Origin of the sequence: Clostridium tagluense (assembly GCF_003865095.1) — a bacterium.
Taxonomy (GTDB): domain Bacteria; phylum Bacillota; class Clostridia; order Clostridiales; family Clostridiaceae; genus Clostridium_AD; species Clostridium_AD tagluense.
Window position 1 is genome coordinate 1 of the sequence record NZ_BHYK01000045.1, and the last position, 21,379, is coordinate 21,379.

Genomic DNA, 21,379 nt, shown 5'->3' on the forward strand with positions numbered 1-21,379 from the left:
CATTGGAATTCGCAAACACAAGAAAAGGCTATTGGAGAATTTCCAACAGCCCAATTATGACTCGCTCATTAACAAATGATACTTTAAAGAGACGTAACTACATATTCTTTTCGGATTATTATAGCCATGTTAAACCGTAAACTAATGAAACGCCGTATACCGAACGGTACGTACGGTGTTGTGAAAGGGGCGAAACATTTTAATTGTTAGCCTCTATTCGATTGTCTTTTTTATTAGAAGTCTCATGCAATAAATCTAATGGATGAACACCTAGGGCAATTGCTATTTTTTCAATAGCAGTTAATGAAAGGTTTCGTGTAGTATAATTATTTTTTTCTAGGGAGCTAATATATTGTTGAGTAAACCCTGTTTTTTTTGCCAATTGAGTTTGAGTTAAATGATTTCTGACCCTATATTTTTTTATTTGTAAACTATACACTGCATTCACCCCGTTTTTATAATAATATGTATAAATATATTCTAACACAAATTTGCCAATTATAATATATTTATGTATTTAATTAATTAATTTAATTAAATAATGCTAAATAATGTTAGATAAAGTAAAATAAAGTATAATGTCGTATTTTTTGGTGAAAATACAATTGGCACTTGTTAGATTTTTAACATCAAACACTATATAATGAATAAGGTAACTGGCAATATTAGAAAATTAAGACATAATTATTATATTTCCTGTTGCATTTTAATCTAATATGTCTTATAATAAAAAAGCACGAACGTATGTTTGTGTTGATATATATAAAGGGGGAAGTAAATATGAGAGAAACTTATGTTAATGAATATGGAATTATTAATTTTACTAAAGATGGGGTCATAGCCAAATTTGAAGACCTGTTAAGTTATTCTTGTGTTACTGGAATAATTTTAAAAGATACTTTGATTTTAGAGGATGGAATATACAGCTTTATGGATTTAAGTGAGTGGGAAGGGCAATTTGGGTTTATAGGCTATGTAAAAATAAAATAATAATTATAAATACAGTAGAATTTATATGCCTACTGCATTTTTTATGCAAAATATGAAATAATTATAAGATATGTATAAAAAAGTGTTGACATTAAATGAATTTGTAGTATACTTATAAGTGTAGGGAAGAGAAATTAGTAATAAGCATCAAAATCTTTTTCCCAACATGTAAGTATAAATTATTAATAAAACATAATTATAAAATAATATAAATATAAGTTAAGAAAGGGGAGAATATAAGATGTATCTGAATGAAAGAGGTAAATTAGTTGTAAATAAATTTGAAATCATATGGTGTGACCTTGGCATTACAATTGGCTCTATACAAGGAGGTTTAAGGCCTTGCGTAGTTGTAAGTAATAATAAATGCAACTTTTTCTCACCTGTTATACATGTAGCTCCAATTACATCCGTAATGACTAAAGCCACAATGCCTACTCATATTGAAGTTGTACATATAGGCTTAGATAAGGACTCTATTATTCTTGTAGAACAGACAACCAGTATTGATAAAAAACAAATAAAAAGTAGTGTTGGTAATTTAGATTTAGCTACAATCAAAAGATTAAAAAATGCTTTAAAAATACAAATTGATTTAGTTGATGAACTAGAACCAATAAATTATAGATATATTGATGAAGTTATCCGTGATATAATGGAAAGTAAGAGAAGATATTTAGAATATAAAGATGAATATTTTTTAAGAATATATAAAACTACTATGAAGACTCTTGAAATTTATTGTATTAAATATAAAAAAGATTATAAAGAATTAGCAAAAGAGAGGATTCAATTAAGCAGAAGTGTGAAGGTAGTATAAAGGATTGTGAGGCGAAATATGAAATTAAACAATTTTGAGATTAATATGAGGAGCAGAAATCATATAGAAAAATGTTTTTATGTTTGTAAAGATTATACTAGGGCATATAAACTTACTAAAAATTTAATAAATAAAATAAACAATCAATTTAAAACTATTGAAAAAGAAGAATTGGATTATGATTACTATTTTTGCTATATGATACTTGCAAGAATATGTAACCATAATAAACTTTATGAAGAAGCAATTAAGAACATATACAAAGCTATGGAGTATCCTGTGAAAGATTACTATAATATTTCTGCTAAGTGGCTACTGGCTTGTATATATAAAACCAATGACCAAATAGACAAAGCTAAAATAGAATATAGGGATTGCTATAAATATTATCGCAGTATAGAGGAAGAAAAATATATGTTTGGTGTTAAATTAAGGTTAAGTAGGTTAAATCAATTAAATAAAAAAGAGTGGTTAATCTCCTATACGAGAATACCGCTCTAAAGTCAATTCTAAGACACTTTGCATTAATTGAATATAATTGTACCTAAAGTTACTTAAATGTATGTGTATGTGCTTGTCTAATCATTTCACCTATATGCTAAAACTTTTAAATTATTCCTATTAGTGAAAATAAAGTTTAAATTAAAAAAATACTATGGACTTTAGTACGAATAGATAATTTATCTAGTAGAGGAATGGTAGGTGTTTTTACCTTTGTAATAATCACTCTGTTTCTATATACAACTAAAGATACTAATAACAAAAGAAACTAAGTAGTAGTTACAGTGTTCCTATAAACCAGTCACTTCAACACATACAGAAGTTTTATTATCACTCAATGCCATTGTGGTATCACTCAATGCCATTGTGGATTAAAAAAATAGTATTGAATGCCATTGTGGATTATGATATATTAGTACTCAATGCCATTGTGATTATCACTCAATGCCATTGTGAAATTAGTGTTTTAAAAAAGTGTGGATAAAAGGGTGTGATTAATGTGTATAATATACTGAAAATCAATGAAAATCAACGCATAGATGATGTGGATAAGTCAGACGAAATTATTGAACAATCAGAAAATATAAAAATAATAAAATTTAAATTATTCCAAAGTTTTAATGAATCGAATCTAATGGTAATTCCATTTGTATCACTTCAACGACAAAAGGTAAAAACTATTGAAAGAAGTTGGGAAACGAATGGCATAAAGCGTGGAATAAAAGTGGTTGGTTCTGCCGAAAGTGGATGTCCCACCATATTAGAAATGGATGTATTATTAGGTTTGTTTAGGATATTAGTAAAAAACGTTGATTTTAAATATGAATATAATAAGAATACCAATACAGTAAACTTGCCAAGGAAAATTAATTTCACATATCAAGAATTAGCTAAAGAACTAGGCTATAGCATATATGGCGGTTCTATAAAGAAAAAACTAGAGAAATCCATAAAAACATTATTAGAAACAACTATTTATAGTAATTTTGCGTTAAGAGATGTTAATGAGGGGGAGTATATAACAGATTTTAATGGAGAGGAAAGTTTTAGAATATTAAAAAACTATAAATCTTATTCATATAGTAAAAAAAAGAAAAAATGTGAAAAAATCGGAAATTCTAAAGAAATAAAGGAACAACAAAGTGTAGATATAGACGATTTCTTTTTTAAAAACATATGTAATAATTATTTTAATATATATGATTACACTAAATATGTTAAATTAACTAAGGGTATATCTAAAAAAATGTTTCTATTATTGAGCCAATGGTCTCATGGATATATAAAATATTTAAATTATTCCACTATTTATGATTATATAGGAGTGGATATAACATTAAAACAAACTCAATATTATTATAATAGGATTATTAAAGATTCTCTTGATGAATTAAAAGATATAAAATTTATAGATGATTATGAGGTAATAATATCAGAAGGTATAAATTTCATATTTAATATCAATAAGTTGAGAATATCTAAAGGATATGATAAATATAAGAGTACAGAAGAAACCATAGGTAGACTTCAAGAATTAGGAATAACATTTGAAGAATGGACAAAATATTACAGAATAGATAATGAAGACTATGTAAAAGCGTTATTGAGATACATTGATGATAAGATTAAAAAAGGTGAGGTTAGAGATGAAAGGCAATATACCTTAACTGGTTTAAAATATGAAAACTATGATGTTACGAAATATATGCATTAGTACTCAATGCCATTGTAGCTTAAAATTTTAAATTTATATATATATTATCACTCAATGCCATTGTGCTTGAGTGAAATATTGATTTTAAACTATAATATAAGGACATATTAGTACTCAATGCCATTGTGTTTTATTGAAACAATAGGGTTTAACTATTAATTAAGTAAATTAAAAGATATATTATCACTCAATGCCATTGTGATTAGTTGAAATATTAAGTTAAAGCCATTGAGGAGGACATATTAGTGCTCAATGCCATTGTGATTTATTAAAATAATAGGGTTAAGTTAAGGACAATGGCATTGAGTGATAATATTGAATACCTAATCATGTTTATCCAGTATTGGTTACTACATTAAAAACATTTATTAAATAATAATTACCAAAAGTCATTGACAATAGGACATGTTATGCTATACTAGTATTAGTTGGAAGTTAGAAATAATTATAAGGAAGAAAATACTAAAAACAACTTATTAATTTTTTATTATCATCATAAGAAAACATTAGCTTTTTAATAAAAACTATTGTATAATTAGTTTTAAAGAAGTAAATCATACATATAATCAAATATAACTACATTATATGAATAACAAATAGAGGTGTAAGGAATGAAAGATAAAAGCGAATTATTTAAAAACTTAAATTTAATAAATAAACATAATGATTATAATAAAAAGTTAATAATGAGTTTAGGGAAAACATTTGGAGAAAGAGGATTAGCCTCCAGTACGCCAAATTCTATATTTCAAAATATATCTCCTCTTGACGGATTAACAGATATGGAATTAGGATTATTTGTAACATCATTATATAATAGTAAAGATTTAGATAAAGAGGCAAAAGAAACTATTAAACCGAGTGATTATTTTACTCCATCAGAAATAGACATAATTGATAATTTTAAAATAGAGAAAAAAATCTTGAGAGAATTAGTATTTGAAAGTATAGATAAAGTTCATAACAGTGATTTTGAATGGTTATGTGGGTGGTGGAGTTTTGAAGATATGTATGATGCTCATTTAGCAAATTTAACGAGCTACAATATCAAAACACAAAGAGAAGCTACTTATAAACGTACACAAACTGGTGAGATTTTAATATTACCTACTATCAATCCAATAGCAGTAAGAGAAATAGGAGAACTTGCCTATAATGATAAATTCAAACCTAACTTAATAACAATTAATATTAGATTAATTAAAGGTAAAACTCCAAATATAAAACATGATGAACGTTCTAGGAAATTAATTATAACACCCGAATATGATTTCACTAAACCAAATACCACGTTTGCAGATATTATTGATGGTCAACATAGGTTCAGTGGTGCTATATCGGGAGTAGAAAAACGTAGAAAAGAAGGTAAGAAGACTAAAGGTGGATTATTCGTTTATATTATGTGTGCAACCGAGGATGAAGCGAATGCCATTATTGCAAAAGAGGCTAAAAGAAATGAAATATCAACTGAACATACTAAATCAATCGAGAATACTGATTATAATAAGATAGTAAGTATGATAAATGAGGATAAAAACAAAAAAAATAACATATTATATAATGAAGTAGCAAAGACTTATAAGGAATTAGAAGCTACCGAAAAATTAACAACTAATGAATTCTTAACATATGCAATTAAGCATACAGGGTTAGATATTTCTAACAGTTATAAGATGAAAATAGAAATACCCGAAATATTGGAGATTATGAATGATATATGTCAAACAATAATACAAGAAAAATTTAGTAATGATATAGAAAAAATAAAGAAAGAAACTGAATTGTTTAAACATGGAATGTTTGCAGGATACTTTGTATTGGCAACAAAAATTAAAACTGGAAATTGTGAAAATAAGATAAATGATATAGTAGACTCTTTAATATTGAGAAATGATAAATTAAAAGAATTTAACTTGGGGACAAAAAATCCTAAATTAAACAAATTATGTGAATTTATAGAAACTATTATTTAAGAATAGAAAGGGGCAAAGTTGTGATTACAAAAGAAATTTTTGATAAAATGCAAGGGGAATTAGGACAATTTCAAGAGAATAAACAGGTTTATTTGATTGATAGATATAAAGACAATAAAAAAAATACAGTATTAACATACTTTAGACTATTTAAATTATTTAAAGGTATGGAGGAAGTTCTAGGTAAAGATATTTACTCATTTAATGATGAAGAAATAATTGATGCAATAAGTAGAATCCCAACATTTAGTAAAAGAATGGTAAATAGTATTGGTTCACTCTTGGATAATTACATTGAATGGGCATGCCAAAGAGGATTAAACCCAACAAGAAGAAATCCAATGCAACATATAAAAGTAAAAACTCATTTAGAACAAATGATAAACACTACCGTTTTAGCTCAAAGATTTATTTCTAAAAAGAACTTATATGATATGAGAGAAGAAATAGAAAAAAATTCAGATAAAGATATTGATATAACCGCTCAAGATTTTCTACCAATAATACTACCTTTCTATGGTATCTATGGTAAGGAGTGCTCAGAAATAAGTAATCTTAGAATAGAAGATATTGATAGATTTAAAAATTTAGCGACGGTAAGAGATGATTTTGGTAATGAAAGAATCGTGGAAATTGATGAACAATTAGTTGACTTAATAATTGAAGCAGATGAACAAAAAGAGTATAAGAAAAGAGAGAATTGGATTCATAAATTAACAAAAAATGGTTATGTTCTTAAGTCTACAAAAGGAGACGGTAGATTAAATGTCAATGGGATTAGAATTAGATTCTCTAAAGTGCTTAAGCTTTATAATAAAAGCCAAGATGAAATAAGCAGATTAACAATGAAATCAGTTATATCCAGTGGTAAATATGCAAGATTACGTAAGTTAGAACAAGTAAAAGGAGAATTGACAGACCAAGATTTTAGAGATATGCAAGTTGAATTTGGAGATAATCCAAAAAGTTATTTTGGCTTAAAAGAAGATTATTATTTTGCGTATAAAGATAAAGTGGAGTAAAACTCTACCTTATCTTTAACATAAGAAATAAATATAAACTGAAAATTTATAACAATGTGAATCAATTTTAAAATCAAATGATGGTGAAAAGGAGATAAAAAAAATGAAAAATAGTTTAAATGAGGTTATAATAGAGATTTTTGTCGGATTATGTCAAAATGGAGTAGTAATATACAATGGAGACAATGAACCGATGATATTCGAGAATTTTAATTTTAATAGTGAAAATAATAAGATTAAAATTAAAAATATTGATAATGATGAAGAATTAATAATAGAGAACATAGACAGTTGCAAGGTTGAAGACCATGATGACTATATATACATAGTGTTTGCTGATACAAAGATAATGATAGAAGAGTTAGCTATTTAATCACTTAAAAAGATATACATAGTTCATATCTAAGTAAATAAGTCTTAGATACAACATTAAAAAATAATTATAAAATAGGATTGACAAGATGCCAATACCGTAGTATGATAGTAAATGTAAAGAACAATAATTATAAAACACAGAGGAGAGATTATTAATGCATATTTTAAGAAAAGAAGAAATGGAATTACATATTACAGAGGTTAAAAAAATGTTAAAGGAACTGGATGTAAACCCAATTATGAGTATGATAGCAAAAACAGTGTACGGAAGTGTTGAAGAATTAAAAACTTTGATGAAAAGTGAAATTGAAGAACTAAAGAACGAAATAGCTAAGGAATCTTTCATTAAACCTAATAATTTAGAAACTGAATCAAAACAACCGATTGCTCCTGTTAATATAGATTTTAAAGAAAAACCAGTCAGAGTAACAAAGGGTATTTTCAAAGGACTAGAAGGAATTGTAGTAGAAGATTGTGTTTTGTTAGACAAATTCCTTGTTGACCTAGGAGATAGTTATAATGCGTTATATATAAATAAGGATGATGTTGAAATTGTTAAAGAAGAGAAAGTTAAAGAAGAAGTCAAAAAAACTAGAGGGTTCATAATTAATGGTCTAGATAAGGAGTTAGGTGCGTATAATATTCATATTACTCAAGATGACATTAGAGTAACTTTTAAAGATAGCAATTTAGAGGCAAAGGAAAAATGGAGTTATACCCTAAATGCTTATAATTCATGTTTGAAAATAAATACTGTAATTAAAGCAATGGAACAAGGATATGATTCTTTAGTTGAAGATTTAATTATACAGAAGGCTAAATCAAAATCAAAAAGCTATGAGATGGATAAAATAGTAGACCAATTTTTTGAATTAGAAAAAACAAAGCAATCATTAAGAAACAACATAATTTTAGATATAGGAAAAGAAAGTCAACTATATAATGACATAGTAAAGAAAGTGGCTGATAATGAAAATAAATAAATATAAAATAGGAGTAGACCAAGATTGGGTTTTAGCTAAACTTACTAAGAAATGGATTCAGTATTATAATACTATATTCAATGATAATTTAAGAATAGATGATATAACTGATTGGAATTTAGCCAAAAGTATAAAAAGTGAAGCAATCCTCTACATGAATAACATATTGAAACTAGAGGACTTTTACAGAAATTTAGGGGTAGTATCTAACTCTCAAAGAGTATTAAAGAAATTACAAGAGCAGGGTCATGAAATATTCATAGTAACTGACCCTTTCTCAAAAATGAGTTATACATCAAAATATGATTGGCTTGTTGAATATTTTCCTTTTATTGATACTAAAAATTTTATTTTTACGGGCAACAAGAGGGCAATAAAGCTAGATTTTTTAATTGATGATGGAATTCATAATTGTGAGGGATTTCAAGGAATATCATTACTATATGATTCTCCTTACAATAGAAAATGTGATAAGTTTTATAGAGTTAAGGATTGGAATGATATAGAGTATGTTTTTGAAAATAGGATTAATTCAATAATAGATGCTCATGCAAATAGAGAGAGAGGCTTAACAGAATGCATAAATTAATTTGTATAATAGGTAAAAGTGGGGTCGGTAAATCAACAATAGAAAAAGAAGTAGAGAACCAAGGATTGAAAAGAGTAATTTCATATTCTACGAGAAGTCCAAGAGAAGGAGAAGTAAATGGTGATACATATTGGTTTGTAAGTGATACTTTATTTAATGTATATCTCAAACAGGGACAATTTTCAGAAATGTCCATTTACAACAATTGGAGATATGGAACAAATAAAAATGATATAAAACTAGAAGAAGGAAATCATGTTGAGGTTGTAAACCCCGATGGATATAGACAATTAATAGAGAGCCTAGGCAAAGAAAATATAATAGGTATATATTTAACTGTGGATGATAAAGAGCGGTTGTTAAGGGCTTTAAATAGGGAAGAATCACCGAATTGTAGTGAAATCTGTCGCAGATTTACTTCCGACTTAACCGATTTTAAAAATTTTGAAGACGAAGTTGATTTAGTTATAGAAAATGTAACTATTGACGATACAGTTAATAAAATTTTAGAAACATTACATAATAAATAAATATAAAATACATAGAGATAGTACTATATTAGATATAGAAATATGGTGCTATTCTCAATACCAAAGGAGTGATAATATGCCTAAATTCATTTATAAGGCTAGAAAATCAAATAGCACGATGAAATACACTAAAGATGAAAAATATCATGGTCAGTTTGTAACTGAGGGTCATTCTAAACTATTATTAATTACAAATGATACAGGAGATAGTGTTTTAGTTTATAAAAATGATTTCGATTATGTTAGAAAAATAGATGTAAAATAGAAGATACTATGAAATCAAATAAACATATAGAGGAGGAGATATAATTATGAAGAAAGCACTTACATTAGAAATTTGGGTGGATGAAACTTTAGAGGAGGCAAAGGAATGTGTAAATGAGGTTTATAATAATATGTTAGCACATGAATACATAGACGATGGCAGTATTAAAATAAGAGAGGTTAAGACAACGAAATTTTTTAAAAGTCTAAATTACGATGAAGACTATATCAATAATTTAAATATATCCAATTAAAATATTACCTTTAAAATAATATAATAATAAATAATTATAATAAACAGAGGAACTTATAAGTAAATATAAAATGTTGTAGCTACACCTCCTAAAGGGGAGAATATAAATAATGATAAAAATGTATTATGAGGACTTGCCTAGAAAAAAAAATAATACAAGCATAACTATCGATTGGAATAAAACAATAGGACATAAAACTAGATTTATTCATGGTAATATTGAGGGTGAAGTTAAAATTGTTAAATATGAAAAAAATTATTTATGGATTAAATACGGGGATAAAAAACTGTTCAAAATTGATACAGATGCTTTTAAAAGGTGTCGATTATCTCTATTGTTAGAGAAACGAACTAATAAATTTAAAATAGAAATAGGACAAGTATTTAAAGATAATAAAAGAGATTTAATTATTATAGGTAAGGAATATAGAATTGATAGAAGTACTAACCAAAATAAAAAATGGTATAAATACAGATGTAACATATGTGGATTTTGTGATGATAGAAGTTGGATTGTTGAGAGTAATTTGTTAAGCAAAAAACAACAAGGATGTTCTTGTTGTGCAGGAAAAATCGTAGTAGAACATATTAACTCAATATTGTCATATGAGGAAACTCATTGGATGATAAAATTCTTCCAATATGGATACAATGAGGCTAAAGAACATATGCCACAAAGCAATAAAAAAATATTTTTTAAATGTCCTGACTGTAATAGGATTAAAGATAAATCTATAAGCATTAGTAATTTATATATAAATCACTCCATAGGTTGTTCATGTTCTGATGGGTTTAGTTTTGGTCATAAATATATACATAATCTATTAGAACAATTAAAATTTAATTTTATTAGTAATCATACCTATGATTGGTGTAAATTTTATAATCCTTATAAAGGAAAACAAACAGATGGCGAATACGATTTTATAATAGAAGATATGAAAATTATTATAGAAGTTGATGGTGGTTTTCACAGAAAAGATAATAAGATGAATGAACAAAGCGAAGAAGAAAGTAATTTCTTAGATGAAGAAAAGAATAGACTTGCTGAGGAACAAGGTTATAAAGTCATTAGAGTTATTTATAATGATGATTTTGAAATGAAAAAATCTACATTAGAGTCTGAAATGAGGAATTATTTTGATTTAGGTGATATTGATTGGACTATGTGTGAATGTTTTGCATTATCAAATCTATGTAAAAAAGCTTGTGAAATAAAACGAGATAATATAAATCTTACTACAACTGAAATAGGAAAAATAGTAGGATTAGGGAAAAATACGATACAAAGATATCTAAAAAAGGGCAACAAAATATGGGATTGGTGTAATTATGATGGCAAAGAAGAAAGTAGAAAAAATGGTAATAAATCTGGTAGATTAAAAGTAAAACCTGTTGAAATTTTTAATAAAGATGATATATCATTAGGTAAATTTTTTAGTGGAGTTGAATTATCAAGGCAATCTGAAAATTTGTTTGGAGTAAAATTAAATCGTGGAAGCATATCACAAGTATGTAATAATAAAGCAAAACAATATAAAGGATACACATTTAAATACATAGAAGATAATCTAAAAGAAGCAATTTAAAATATTACTTTCAAATCAATAGATAAAAAATAATTATAAAACAATTGACATATTTAGAGTAAAGAACTATAATAAAATTAAGGTAAAGAGAAGGAGCGAACTTAAATGAAAAAATGTTGTGTAGATAATCAAAATGGGTATTGTAAAATAGAGGTTGGTATGGAGTATTTAATACTAGAGGAAACAGATATTCATTACATAGTTAAAAATGATAATAATAAAGTTCAAAAATATTTAAAGACAAGATTCTCAGATACAGATACTAATTCTACTAAGCATATTGATAATGAATGTTATGCCCCAATAGAAATAGAACTAAGGATTATAGGACAATTAGTTAATATTAAAAGCATAAAAATGGATAAAGATTTGTTTAATATACATAATATTCAAGATTTTGTAGGGATTAATTCAGATTGTCATATCAGAGTTAGTAGTTGTAGTCGATATCCTAGGACAAGCTTAAATCATATAGACTTAGGAAACAGAGAATGGGATTGTATAAATACATTAATGAAACTAGAAGATAACAAATCTGCAATAGAATATGCTTATAAAATTTCACAAGAAATAGAAAATATAAATAAAGAGTTAGTTAAAAAATCAAAGGCAAAAGTATTAGTATATGCAATAGAGCATGAACCAAATGGAAAACGATACTTCTTCACATGTAAAGAGACATTATATCTTGATGAATTAGTTATTTGTGATACAAGTAGAGGAGAACAGTATGGAGTTATGAAAGATATTGAATTTGCAACTGTTAGTTATGGAATAAATAGAAAGTCTTGTAGAAAGATTAAAAACTAAAGGAGCAAGTTAAATGAGTACATATTTTACATCAGATTTACATTTTTGGCATAAGAAAATCATGGAGTATGAAGATAGACCATTTGATACAGTAGAAGAAATGAATGAAGCACTTATACATAATTGGAATAATACGGTTAAACCAATAGATGATGTTTATATTTTAGGGGATGTTAGTTTCGGAAATGAGGAGCAAACTTTAAAGATATTGAATCGTCTCAATGGAAATATGCACTTGATATACGGAAATCATGACCACGTAATAAAGAAGAGTAAAATGCTACAGGGAAAATTTGCATGGTGTAAAGACTATTATGTTCTCAAGACTATTAATCCATTTACAGGAAACAAGATTAAATTGGTGTTGTTTCATTTTCCTATTAATGTTTGGGAAGGGAAAAATTATGGGAGCATACATTGCTATGGACACGTTCACAGTAATCAAAAAACTCACCATCCTATGACATTCATAGGGAAAAACAGTTATAATGTCGGGGGAGATTTTGGTATAAATAACTTGACACCTATTAGTCTTGAGCAAGTATTAATAAATACAAATTATAAAGAGGAGAGATTATAAAATGATAACAAATAATAAAGAAACTATTTTACTAGACAACTATTGGGACAACTTTAAAGAAAGGGTTAATGAGAGTATAGATTGTATAGAGGCTAATAGACTTCCCTCTTTGCAACGTCTTACTATACATGTGACTGACTCTTGTAACTTATCGTGTGAATATTGTAATATGAGATTTTGTAGTAAGATTATGAAAAAAGAAACAGTTATTAAGATAATTGATGAATATACTGAAATGGGTGGAGATACCATACATTTTACAGGTGGAGAACCAAGCATAGTACCTTATATCAATGAAATATTCAAGTATTCAAAAGATAAAGGCTTAACAGTTTCTAGCAATACAAATGGATATAAGAGAATGGATACTAAAAATATAGATAAACTAAAGACTTCATTTGATTGTTGTTCTAGGGAAGAATTTAACCGCACGATGGGAAAAGATTGTTTTGATGAAGTAGTAGAAAATATGAAATATTATTCTGAAACAATGAAAGGTAAAATGCTATCAATCACCGCAGTATTAAATAGAAAGACATATAAACACATGTTGGAGTTAGTAAAATTTGTTGAAGATAATTACCATGTGTATAACCTTTACTTCTCAAACTATAAAGGGAGCAACCTAGATTATGCTTTTACAAATGAGGAAATAACAGATATGTTTGAAAACTATATTCCTAAAGTATTAGATTATCTTAAGGAAACAGGAAGTGAATATTCATATAAACAATTAGCTTTATATAAACCTCATGATTTTATTAATGAACAAGACCGTTTCGCTGAGAATAAAGTAATTCCTTGCTATATACAATTATCAGAGATGACCATAGATAGTGATGGAGTTTGTCATAACTGTAGCCATTTGTATAGAGATGGGGTTAAACCTAATAAGGTATTTAATGTTACAGATACCCACTTAAATGATTGTTTTAAAGGCTTGAAGAAAGAGTTAAAAGGTAATTATACATATTTAGATTGTCACTGTGAAACGGGTTGTAACACAAATTTAATTGGCTTTAATAAGGCAGTTATGGCCAAAAGACGAATTTTATAGGGGGATATTACAATGAATAATATAGAATTTTTTAAATTTTTAACAAATGAACCTTCGATTTTAGAGAAGAAATATGGGAAGATTTCAAGCTTTAATTTTTTTAGAAGAAATGTTGGATATTCCCATGATTGGACTCATGAAGTAGAAGTCGCAAGGGGCTTATATATAAACAATGAAACATGTGAGATTGTAGGCAGAAGTTATAATAAATGGTATGCAATCAATGAGAAACCCGAAACAAAAATGGATAATTTAAAAGAAACGTTATCTTTCCCATTAGAAGCATATATAAAATATAACGGTTATCTAGCTATTTTAGGATATGATAGTCAATCAGATGAATTAGTATTCACAAGTAAAGCCAGTATTGGGGGAGAGTGTGCATTGATTTTTGAAAGAATTTTTAGAGAGACAGTGGAGGATACTGTAAGTGTTAAAAAATTCTTAAAAGATATGAATGTATCTATGGTATTTGAGGTTATATCTCCTACAAAACAACCGCATATAATTGAATATGAGCAGGAACATATAGTATTACTAGACATTGTATATAGAGAACCTAACTATAAAAAATATACATATTTTAACTTAACCATGATAGGAGAATTTTTCAAGATGCAATATAAAAAATTGGCATATACACTGAATACATGGGAAGAGTTTTATGATTGGTATAAATTAATTATGAAAGAAGATTATTTATATGAAGGTGCTAAAATAGAAGGATTTGTTATTGAGGATTCTAAAGGATATATGGTAAAGGTGAAATTAACGGACTATTTATTTTGGAAGAAGATGCGAAGATTAAGAGATACAACACGTAAATATGGGGATGTAACAGATTATATCAATTTACCAAGAGCTAATATGTTTTATCATTGGTTAATAGAGCAAGATACAAGTTATTTAAAGAAGGATATTATAACTTTAAGAAATCTCTTCCAAAAGGAATATAAGCAAGTTAAATTAACCTGTTTAAAATCTAACACATGGGATAGTTGTTTCACTCTATATGATTATTGTATTGATGAAAAGGGTGTGTACGGAATAGTTGAGGATAATGTTTATTATTTATCTGAGATTGCATTAGCAGGTTATAAAGTAACAATATTATAGGAGGAAAATATAAATGTGTGAGAAAGAAATGTCAACTCAAGAATTATTTGATAAAATTACTGAGAAAATAATAATCAAATTAGAAGAGGGAGAAATAACTTGTCCTAATTGTAAGGGATTGAAAATGATTTACACTCAAAAGGGAGAGCAAGGATTAGTACACACTTGTTCCGAGTGTTATACGGGGAAAGTTTTTGTATGTGAATATTGTGGAGAATTAAATAAAACAGATTTATGTCAATGTGTAGAAGCTCGGGAAAAAAGACAATCAATACGAAATGATGAAGAATTAAAGAAAAAACAAATTAAATTTTATACTGCTAAAAGGATTAAGTTTGCAGATTATGAAGGTAAATTTTTAACTGAGGATATTGAGTTTATTCAAGATTCAGATGAAATTTATGGTAGACTTTATGACCAAATTAAATATGATAAATTAACAGATGAAGAATTACCTAATTTTTTATGGGGAACAAGACCCGAACCAGTATTTAATTTGGATATAACTGAGATTATATGTAGTAAATGTGAAGACGGTTATGAAGACATGAATTCCTGTTTAGATATGGACAGTGATGATTTATCAAAAGCTCAAGCATATTTAGATAAATGGTATAGAGCACAGGGAGATAGCCTTAACATATATTATGAAGATTTTAAAGTTGTAGTATTATTAGAAGATTTAATAAAAGAGATTAGAGATGATATATCTAATGAATAGTGACCAATATTTAAAAATTAAAAATGACCTAAATACATATGAGATTGGAACGGACAGAATTAGAACTCTTAATTTTGCAAAGAAGAACTTGAATGAAGAAAAAGAAATCACCCTTAGAACTCCTAGTGATTGTGGCTTTAAATTTGAATTAACAAAACATATGAGAATAGCCTTAGGCCAAATAATAGATAATGAAATATTTGAATTAGAAGAAAGTTTGAAACAATTATAAAATATCTTAATAACAATCAAGTTATAATATACATTAAAAAAGGTGAGAAGGGGCAAAAAAAATGATAGATAATGTTAATAAAAGTTTAAAAAATTTTTTAGATAAGGCAATGGAAGAGAAAACGGATATTTATATAGTTAATTATGATGATTTTGGTGAAGCAGACGGAGTTGGATATATTCAGCAACTCAAGGTGGTATACAATAGGGAACATGATTTTGCTTCACTATTTTTCAATAATGAAAATGGATTACTTGAAGAGGCGTATTTAACTAGCAGATGGTTAAACTTTAATTACATAGAAATGAATAGGGCTTTACAACTAAACTAATAATAAAATTATAAGGAGATTATACATATGGAGATTAATAATGAGGAATTGGAAGTAACGATTAGTAAGAAAAATTATGTAATTCAAACGAATACTATTTTAAATGAGGATGGAACTCCTAGGGATTTCACCAGTTTCATGTTCCAGTTACAAAATCAGACATGGGAAGAATTTAAAGAGTACATTTTAAATAATGACACTAAAGAAACTAAACAAATTAAAGGTACATTAGATGGAGCTTCTAAGCCTAATGATTGCATTATAAGTGAAGAAATAATTAATACTGACCAACAATTAGAAGTAATGATTTTCTTTGGGGCAGATTATGACAGGAGAGTAAATGCCAAGTTTTTCTTAGTCACAGAAGAAGAATTTAAAAAAATATTATAGAGAAGGAGTTTATCTATGCAATTAAATGCTATTCAGAAGACTTGTAAGGTATTAGAAAGTATGTATGATGGAAATACAGTTGAAGTGGGAGAAGATGCCTATTGTATGAATGATGATAATGAAATAGGCATTCCTCTATACGATGCGAAGGGTGAAAAAACTGAGAATATGATAACTATTGATTTTGAACTAAATGCTTTTATAAAAATGTGTTCAAATATAAGTGAATTAGATATGCTTGGAATTATAGCAAATAAAGTATTGCAAAAACAACAATAATAAACAATTATAAAAGGAGAAAGATAAAATGGAGAGAAAAATTGAAAAATGGGAAGATTTAGATTCAGTAGAGATTATATTTAAGTTAATACGTTTTTGGGAGTACGGAAATGGAGAAGATTTCATTGATAGTAACGAATGTATTGTAAGAGAAATTCCTTTTGCCTGTTTTTTACTAGGGGCAGGGTACATATCAAAGGATATATTAAATAGTTTGATTAAAGAAGATGGTTCTTTACAAGATTTATTAGGTGGCTATGACGATGAATTTAATATTTTTCCTCTTGGAGAATGTGAAAATGAGAGCATGTCTAAAAAATATCATTTATTAGCAGAATATATTTTTCAAGTTGATGGACTAAGAAAAAGATTATTTAATGTTTTAAAAAATTGGGGATATGATGGAAGCGAAAGAGAAGAAAATGAAGAAGAATATGGAGTGGTTAGTTTAGTCTTAGATGGAAATGATTTTGAAAAGACAGATGAGGATTTTGGTACTCTGCATGATGAATGGTTATGGGTTTCAAGTCATAGTATTGAAGATGTAAATAAGATAGTACAGGCTAGAAATGAGAAAGAAGAGGAGCTTAATTAATATGGTAATAGGTCAATTAGTCTTATACATAAAAAATGGTAATTGGGAATATGCAATGGTGACAAATACATTTGATGATTGCTACATGGTATTAACTCAAAAGAGCAATACAAAACCATTAATACTACTAAATAAAACAGAAGACAAAGTGATAGAAGAAAATAAGAGTCATGATTTTACAGTGTTAGAGGTTCAGATTAATGGTAACCCGACAATAGTACCTAAAAATATATTTGGTAAAAGAGATTTAACAAAGTTTATTGAGAAAAACAACTATTAAGGAGTTATGCAGAATGAAATTATTTAGTAAAGATATAAAAGTAAGAGAATACTTGGCTGAAATTGACCCCGCTTTAATATTATATGATGGATTTGATAGTGCAATAATCGGAGTAGGAGAAAGATGTGGCATGGAGCAAGTTGTTATTTATGACAAGGATAAAATGATAATAATAATGATAGAACGAGATGGTATGACTGAGGAAGAAGCAATCGAATATTATGATTTTAATATAAATTCTGCATATATAGGTAAAAGAACTCCGATTGTCATTGAAAGTATAGATTTGTAAAATATTAGAATAATTTAAATACATAAGTTAATCAAACAATAATTATCATCATATTCGGTGATAGTTATTGTTTAATTATGGTTGATTATGGTATAATAAAAATAGAAGGAATTGATTGTTATGAATGATTATAATTATTTCGAGAAATTATTTTATGATGATGTTAGAAATAAGAAGATTATAGCTAGAGGTGCATATCACAATAGTGGAAAGAAAGGTTCGGGTAATAAAGGAGCTAGAGTCAAAACGACGGTAGATAGCTTAATAGGTAAAGAAAAAAGAGAATATATGAGGGGTGGTAAGGTAATGACTACAAATTTTTATGATGATATAAAAAATGTTCCAACTATTGAAGAACTAAATGGAATGGAGTTTGAGAAAGTTAAAACAATTCTAAAATATGTAAAAGGACATTATACGAATAAGGACTTACAAAATCATTGGAATACTAGTGCAGGTACTATGTATAGTAAAACATTCTATAAATATGGAGTTGTTGAACGAAAGAAACGAGGACTAAAAGATAGTGATATTAATAAAAATGTTCCAAAATACAATCCTAAATCAGAAAAGATAGCTAAAATATCTAAAATAGCTAATATTAACGACCAACATTCTCAAATATTACATTTATCTGAATTGGTAAAAACCTTAGAGGAAGAAAATCAATTATTAAAAGAAAAAGCAGAATTAACAATTAAAGATATTCCAGTGGTTAATAGTGGCTTAGAATTAAAATTTACGGGCAAATATAAAGGAGAGCAAATCCTAGAACGAACCTTAAAATTTGTAGATGCTCTATCAAAAGAAGATACTTATGAAATTAATCTGAGCATAATAGAAAATAATAATAAAGGATAATACGGTTGAGGTGTTTGAAGTAAGGGTTCTTAACATCCTTACTTTTTCATCGTAATATAAAAAAAGTACAGGTAAAAGGTTTGACAAACTGGATTACATAATATATAATATGATTGTAAGGTTTTTGAAAGGAAAATAAAAAATAATTATAAAATAAACATTTACATGTATAAAAAAATATGTTATCCTTATGTTAGATTTAACAACAAGAAAATATGATATAATTTGAATAATTGGAGAGAGTTATATATGAAAATAATTATACTTATGGAATTTGAGAAAATAACATCTGAATATTGTGCTAAAGAAAAATTAAGAAGTATGATAGGAAATGGGTGGTATTTTGTAGGAACTAAAAGTATTAAAGTTACGAGAAAATCCATTGATGATAAGAAGTATCTTTTTATCACTTCAAAAGGATTAACTGAAAGTGAACAAGAATATTTAGTGAGGTGTAAACAATGAATTTAATAGAAATATATATATCGGTTGACTGTAGTTCTTATAGGGATAAAGAGGTATATATGAAAATATCCAAACAAAAGATAATTAAAGAAACTGCAAAACAAATAAAAGTAGATACTTTTGGAATGTTTTGTTCAAGTATTATAAGCAAGGAATCATTAGATAAAATCCAATGTGTCGGAACGTTAACCTCAATTAATAGATGGATACATGTGAGAGAAGATGCGAATTATAATGAAGAAAATTTAAAATCATTGTTGCTAAGTGATATTAAAGATGAAATCAATAACAGAAGAGATTTACTTGTAAAAATGTGTAACATCGTAGATGAATTGCTTAAAACTATTTAAATAGAAATGAGGTGTAATAAATGGAAGGTAGCAGATATAAAGTTATAAAGGAAATAAAAGAATATTGAGAATGTGGAGCTAATGTGGGAGATATATTAACCGTTGAACATTGGGGCGAATATGGAAATTTCTTAACATTAATGAAAGGAGATAAAGCAGTTTGTGATTTAGATAGTCATGCTAGTGTCGAATGTTGTGAGTTAATAAAAGAATAGATTTTTAGTAAGGAGGGGCGGTATTTATGGAGCTAAAAGTAGGAATTGAAGTATTCTTAAAACCGATAGACAGTAATGCAAAGGGTAAAGATGCTATTATGAATTATATAAGGGAAGGATATATTGTTTCAAAAATAGGTTCAAAATATATATATGCATGGGATGGAAGAAATAAAACTAGTGAATTACAATTTCATAAAGATACAAGAAAAGAAAATAATTGGAATGCCGATTGGCAATTGTTCTTTTCAAGACAAGAAATATTAGATGATATCGAATACAATGAGTCATTAAGAAAATTAAGGAATACATTTGGAAGTTATGGTACAATTGATTTATCTGTAGAAAAAGTTAAAAGGATAATGAAAATAGTTGAGGAAGATTAAAAGGAGGGCTTTTCAGTTGGAGAAAATTAATGTTGGCGAATATCTTAAAGATGTAGATTATGGACTTATGGGACTTCAAAGAGTAATCATTGATGATAAAGCAGAAACTATTCTGTTAATAAAAGAAGAAACTCAGTTTATCAATAAATTAGGGATATTACCTACCTTTGATACAAGAGTTGGAATTTTTGATAATAGAAATGTATTATCCGTAGTATGTTTAATGAAAGTAAATCAAGACAATAATACTTTATATGAAACTTTTTATAATTATCATTGTGAAGACCTAGACGGAATTGATATGTTCTCTGATTTAATAAAGAATAAAAAACTTAAAGTAGTATATTATAATGAAAAATCAGAAAATGTAAGAAACTTAAGTATTAATAATCCATTCAAAGATGCCTTTATTAAGACAAAGAAAATGTTTGAATGTCGGAATTGGACTACAGATGATTTTAATAGAGAAAAAGAATATATATATGAAAAATTTCCTTCTCCACATATCTTATTTAAGGAATTAACCAATCAATCAAGTAGATGTGATAAATGAATATAATAAATAATAGAATTAAATATTTGGAGAATGAGATTAAAAAGGAAGAGAAATACAAAAAGAAAATAAATATAATGATTGGGGCACTTGATTTTTATACAAGATATAGTGATAATGTTTGCTTTTGTGGAGATTCAGAATATATAGAACAACTTTTTAGTAAAAAATTTCCTTTTGCATACAATAAAATAATGAGTGGTTCTCAATATATTACAAAAGAAGATATGGAGTTAGGATGAAAAAGTATGAAGGAAGAAGGG

At 27.1% G+C, this 21,379-nt stretch carries 33 protein-coding genes; 32 read left to right on the forward strand and 1 reads right to left on the reverse strand.

Annotated features, from left to right (window positions below; genetic code table 11):
- Nucleotides 1-199: 199 nt before the first annotated feature.
- Entirely contained in the window at nucleotides 200-439 is a 240-nt protein-coding gene (locus Ctaglu_RS22355; protein WP_185732919.1) for a helix-turn-helix domain-containing protein, read from the reverse strand.
- 341 nt (nucleotides 440-780) lie between these two features.
- Between Ctaglu_RS22355 and Ctaglu_RS22360 the strand changes: the two genes are divergently transcribed.
- From Ctaglu_RS22360 to Ctaglu_RS22510, 32 genes are all read left to right on the forward strand, one after another.
- Nucleotides 781-990 carry a hypothetical protein gene (locus Ctaglu_RS22360; RefSeq protein ID WP_125005915.1) on the forward strand — a complete coding sequence of 70 codons (210 nt, stop codon included), beginning with the start codon at nucleotides 781-783 and terminating at the stop codon, nucleotides 988-990.
- 241 nt (nucleotides 991-1,231) lie between these two features.
- Nucleotides 1,232-1,810 carry a type II toxin-antitoxin system PemK/MazF family toxin gene (locus tag Ctaglu_RS22365; RefSeq protein ID WP_125005917.1) on the forward strand — a complete coding sequence of 193 codons (579 nt, stop codon included), beginning with the start codon at nucleotides 1,232-1,234 and terminating at the stop codon, nucleotides 1,808-1,810.
- 18 nt (nucleotides 1,811-1,828) lie between these two features.
- A complete protein-coding gene (locus Ctaglu_RS22370; protein ID WP_125005919.1) occupies nucleotides 1,829-2,311 on the forward strand; it encodes a hypothetical protein in 483 nt (160 codons plus the stop codon).
- A 499-nt stretch (nucleotides 2,312-2,810) separates the two neighbouring features.
- Complete coding sequence (locus Ctaglu_RS22375) at nucleotides 2,811-4,025, forward strand: replication initiation protein (RefSeq protein ID WP_125005920.1); 1,215 nt, start codon at nucleotides 2,811-2,813, stop codon at nucleotides 4,023-4,025.
- Between the two features lie 611 nt (nucleotides 4,026-4,636).
- Nucleotides 4,637-5,998 (forward strand): hypothetical protein, encoded by a 1,362-nt coding sequence (locus tag Ctaglu_RS22380; protein ID WP_125005922.1) that lies wholly within the window; start codon nucleotides 4,637-4,639, stop codon nucleotides 5,996-5,998.
- Nucleotides 5,999-6,018: 20 nt separating this feature from the next.
- Nucleotides 6,019-7,020 (forward strand): phage lytic cycle repressor MrpR family protein, encoded by a 1,002-nt coding sequence (locus Ctaglu_RS22385; RefSeq protein WP_125005924.1) that lies wholly within the window; start codon nucleotides 6,019-6,021, stop codon nucleotides 7,018-7,020.
- A gap of 103 nt (nucleotides 7,021-7,123) precedes the next feature.
- Nucleotides 7,124-7,393 carry a hypothetical protein gene (locus Ctaglu_RS22390; RefSeq protein WP_125005926.1) on the forward strand — a complete coding sequence of 90 codons (270 nt, stop codon included), beginning with the start codon at nucleotides 7,124-7,126 and terminating at the stop codon, nucleotides 7,391-7,393.
- Between the two features lie 157 nt (nucleotides 7,394-7,550).
- On the forward strand, nucleotides 7,551-8,378 hold the full coding sequence (locus tag Ctaglu_RS22395) for a hypothetical protein (protein ID WP_125005928.1): 828 nt from the start codon (nucleotides 7,551-7,553) through the stop codon (nucleotides 8,376-8,378).
- Entirely contained in the window at nucleotides 8,365-8,967 is a 603-nt protein-coding gene (locus tag Ctaglu_RS22400) for a 5' nucleotidase, NT5C type (protein WP_125005930.1), read from the forward strand. Before Ctaglu_RS22395 ends, Ctaglu_RS22400 begins: the two co-directional genes overlap by 14 nt.
- On the forward strand, nucleotides 8,955-9,497 hold the full coding sequence (locus tag Ctaglu_RS22405) for an AAA family ATPase (protein WP_125005932.1): 543 nt from the start codon (nucleotides 8,955-8,957) through the stop codon (nucleotides 9,495-9,497). The genes Ctaglu_RS22400 and Ctaglu_RS22405 overlap by 13 nt, the downstream gene beginning before the upstream one ends.
- Before the next feature lie 76 nt (nucleotides 9,498-9,573).
- Nucleotides 9,574-9,762, forward strand: coding sequence for a hypothetical protein (locus Ctaglu_RS22410; protein ID WP_125005934.1), 189 nt, complete (start codon nucleotides 9,574-9,576; stop codon nucleotides 9,760-9,762).
- Nucleotides 9,763-9,808: 46 nt separating this feature from the next.
- Entirely contained in the window at nucleotides 9,809-10,015 is a 207-nt protein-coding gene (locus Ctaglu_RS22415) for a hypothetical protein (protein ID WP_125005936.1), read from the forward strand.
- 109 nt (nucleotides 10,016-10,124) lie between these two features.
- A complete protein-coding gene (locus Ctaglu_RS22420) occupies nucleotides 10,125-11,603 on the forward strand; it encodes a putative endonuclease domain-containing protein (protein ID WP_125005938.1) in 1,479 nt (492 codons plus the stop codon).
- 105 nt (nucleotides 11,604-11,708) lie between these two features.
- On the forward strand, nucleotides 11,709-12,413 hold the full coding sequence (locus Ctaglu_RS22425) for a hypothetical protein (RefSeq protein ID WP_125005940.1): 705 nt from the start codon (nucleotides 11,709-11,711) through the stop codon (nucleotides 12,411-12,413).
- 13 nt (nucleotides 12,414-12,426) lie between these two features.
- The gene (locus tag Ctaglu_RS22430; protein ID WP_125005942.1) at nucleotides 12,427-12,993 is read left to right on the forward strand and encodes a metallophosphoesterase family protein; all 567 of its coding nucleotides are present in this window, start codon (nucleotides 12,427-12,429) and stop codon (nucleotides 12,991-12,993) included.
- Between the two features lies 1 nt (nucleotide 12,994).
- Nucleotides 12,995-14,050, forward strand: coding sequence for a radical SAM protein (locus tag Ctaglu_RS22435; protein ID WP_125005944.1), 1,056 nt, complete (start codon nucleotides 12,995-12,997; stop codon nucleotides 14,048-14,050).
- A gap of 12 nt (nucleotides 14,051-14,062) precedes the next feature.
- Nucleotides 14,063-15,166: a T4 RnlA family RNA ligase gene (locus tag Ctaglu_RS22440; RefSeq protein ID WP_125005947.1), complete on the forward strand. Its 1,104-nt coding sequence runs from the start codon at nucleotides 14,063-14,065 to the stop codon at nucleotides 15,164-15,166.
- A gap of 13 nt (nucleotides 15,167-15,179) precedes the next feature.
- The gene (locus tag Ctaglu_RS22445) at nucleotides 15,180-15,887 is read left to right on the forward strand and encodes a hypothetical protein (protein WP_125005949.1); all 708 of its coding nucleotides are present in this window, start codon (nucleotides 15,180-15,182) and stop codon (nucleotides 15,885-15,887) included.
- Nucleotides 15,880-16,119 (forward strand): hypothetical protein, encoded by a 240-nt coding sequence (locus tag Ctaglu_RS22450; RefSeq protein ID WP_125005951.1) that lies wholly within the window; start codon nucleotides 15,880-15,882, stop codon nucleotides 16,117-16,119. The genes Ctaglu_RS22445 and Ctaglu_RS22450 overlap by 8 nt, the downstream gene beginning before the upstream one ends.
- A gap of 61 nt (nucleotides 16,120-16,180) precedes the next feature.
- Entirely contained in the window at nucleotides 16,181-16,450 is a 270-nt protein-coding gene (locus Ctaglu_RS22455) for a hypothetical protein (RefSeq protein WP_125005953.1), read from the forward strand.
- A gap of 27 nt (nucleotides 16,451-16,477) precedes the next feature.
- Nucleotides 16,478-16,840, forward strand: a complete 363-nt coding sequence (locus Ctaglu_RS22460; RefSeq protein ID WP_125005955.1) for a hypothetical protein — start codon at nucleotides 16,478-16,480, stop codon at nucleotides 16,838-16,840.
- A 15-nt stretch (nucleotides 16,841-16,855) separates the two neighbouring features.
- Nucleotides 16,856-17,119: a hypothetical protein gene (locus Ctaglu_RS22465; RefSeq protein ID WP_125005957.1), complete on the forward strand. Its 264-nt coding sequence runs from the start codon at nucleotides 16,856-16,858 to the stop codon at nucleotides 17,117-17,119.
- A 28-nt stretch (nucleotides 17,120-17,147) separates the two neighbouring features.
- Nucleotides 17,148-17,714, forward strand: a complete 567-nt coding sequence (locus Ctaglu_RS22470) for a hypothetical protein (RefSeq protein WP_125005959.1) — start codon at nucleotides 17,148-17,150, stop codon at nucleotides 17,712-17,714.
- 1 nt (nucleotide 17,715) lies between these two features.
- Nucleotides 17,716-17,994: a hypothetical protein gene (locus tag Ctaglu_RS22475; RefSeq protein WP_125005961.1), complete on the forward strand. Its 279-nt coding sequence runs from the start codon at nucleotides 17,716-17,718 to the stop codon at nucleotides 17,992-17,994.
- 13 nt (nucleotides 17,995-18,007) lie between these two features.
- Nucleotides 18,008-18,286, forward strand: a complete 279-nt coding sequence (locus Ctaglu_RS22480) for a hypothetical protein (protein WP_125005963.1) — start codon at nucleotides 18,008-18,010, stop codon at nucleotides 18,284-18,286.
- 120 nt (nucleotides 18,287-18,406) lie between these two features.
- Nucleotides 18,407-19,147, forward strand: a complete 741-nt coding sequence (locus Ctaglu_RS22485; RefSeq protein ID WP_125005965.1) for a hypothetical protein — start codon at nucleotides 18,407-18,409, stop codon at nucleotides 19,145-19,147.
- 249 nt (nucleotides 19,148-19,396) lie between these two features.
- A complete protein-coding gene (locus tag Ctaglu_RS22490) occupies nucleotides 19,397-19,612 on the forward strand; it encodes a hypothetical protein (protein WP_125005967.1) in 216 nt (71 codons plus the stop codon).
- On the forward strand, nucleotides 19,609-19,962 hold the full coding sequence (locus tag Ctaglu_RS22495; RefSeq protein WP_125005968.1) for a hypothetical protein: 354 nt from the start codon (nucleotides 19,609-19,611) through the stop codon (nucleotides 19,960-19,962). The genes Ctaglu_RS22490 and Ctaglu_RS22495 overlap by 4 nt, the downstream gene beginning before the upstream one ends.
- An 83-nt stretch (nucleotides 19,963-20,045) precedes the next feature.
- Nucleotides 20,046-20,177 carry a hypothetical protein gene (locus Ctaglu_RS26335; protein ID WP_267901314.1) on the forward strand — a complete coding sequence of 44 codons (132 nt, stop codon included), beginning with the start codon at nucleotides 20,046-20,048 and terminating at the stop codon, nucleotides 20,175-20,177.
- A 26-nt stretch (nucleotides 20,178-20,203) separates the two neighbouring features.
- The gene (locus tag Ctaglu_RS22500) at nucleotides 20,204-20,563 is read left to right on the forward strand and encodes a beta barrel domain-containing protein (protein WP_125005969.1); all 360 of its coding nucleotides are present in this window, start codon (nucleotides 20,204-20,206) and stop codon (nucleotides 20,561-20,563) included.
- Nucleotides 20,564-20,579: 16 nt separating this feature from the next.
- Nucleotides 20,580-21,116 (forward strand): hypothetical protein, encoded by a 537-nt coding sequence (locus tag Ctaglu_RS22505; protein ID WP_125005970.1) that lies wholly within the window; start codon nucleotides 20,580-20,582, stop codon nucleotides 21,114-21,116.
- Nucleotides 21,113-21,358, forward strand: a complete 246-nt coding sequence (locus tag Ctaglu_RS22510; protein WP_125005971.1) for a hypothetical protein — start codon at nucleotides 21,113-21,115, stop codon at nucleotides 21,356-21,358. The genes Ctaglu_RS22505 and Ctaglu_RS22510 overlap by 4 nt, the downstream gene beginning before the upstream one ends.
- Nucleotides 21,359-21,379 lie beyond the last annotated feature (21 nt).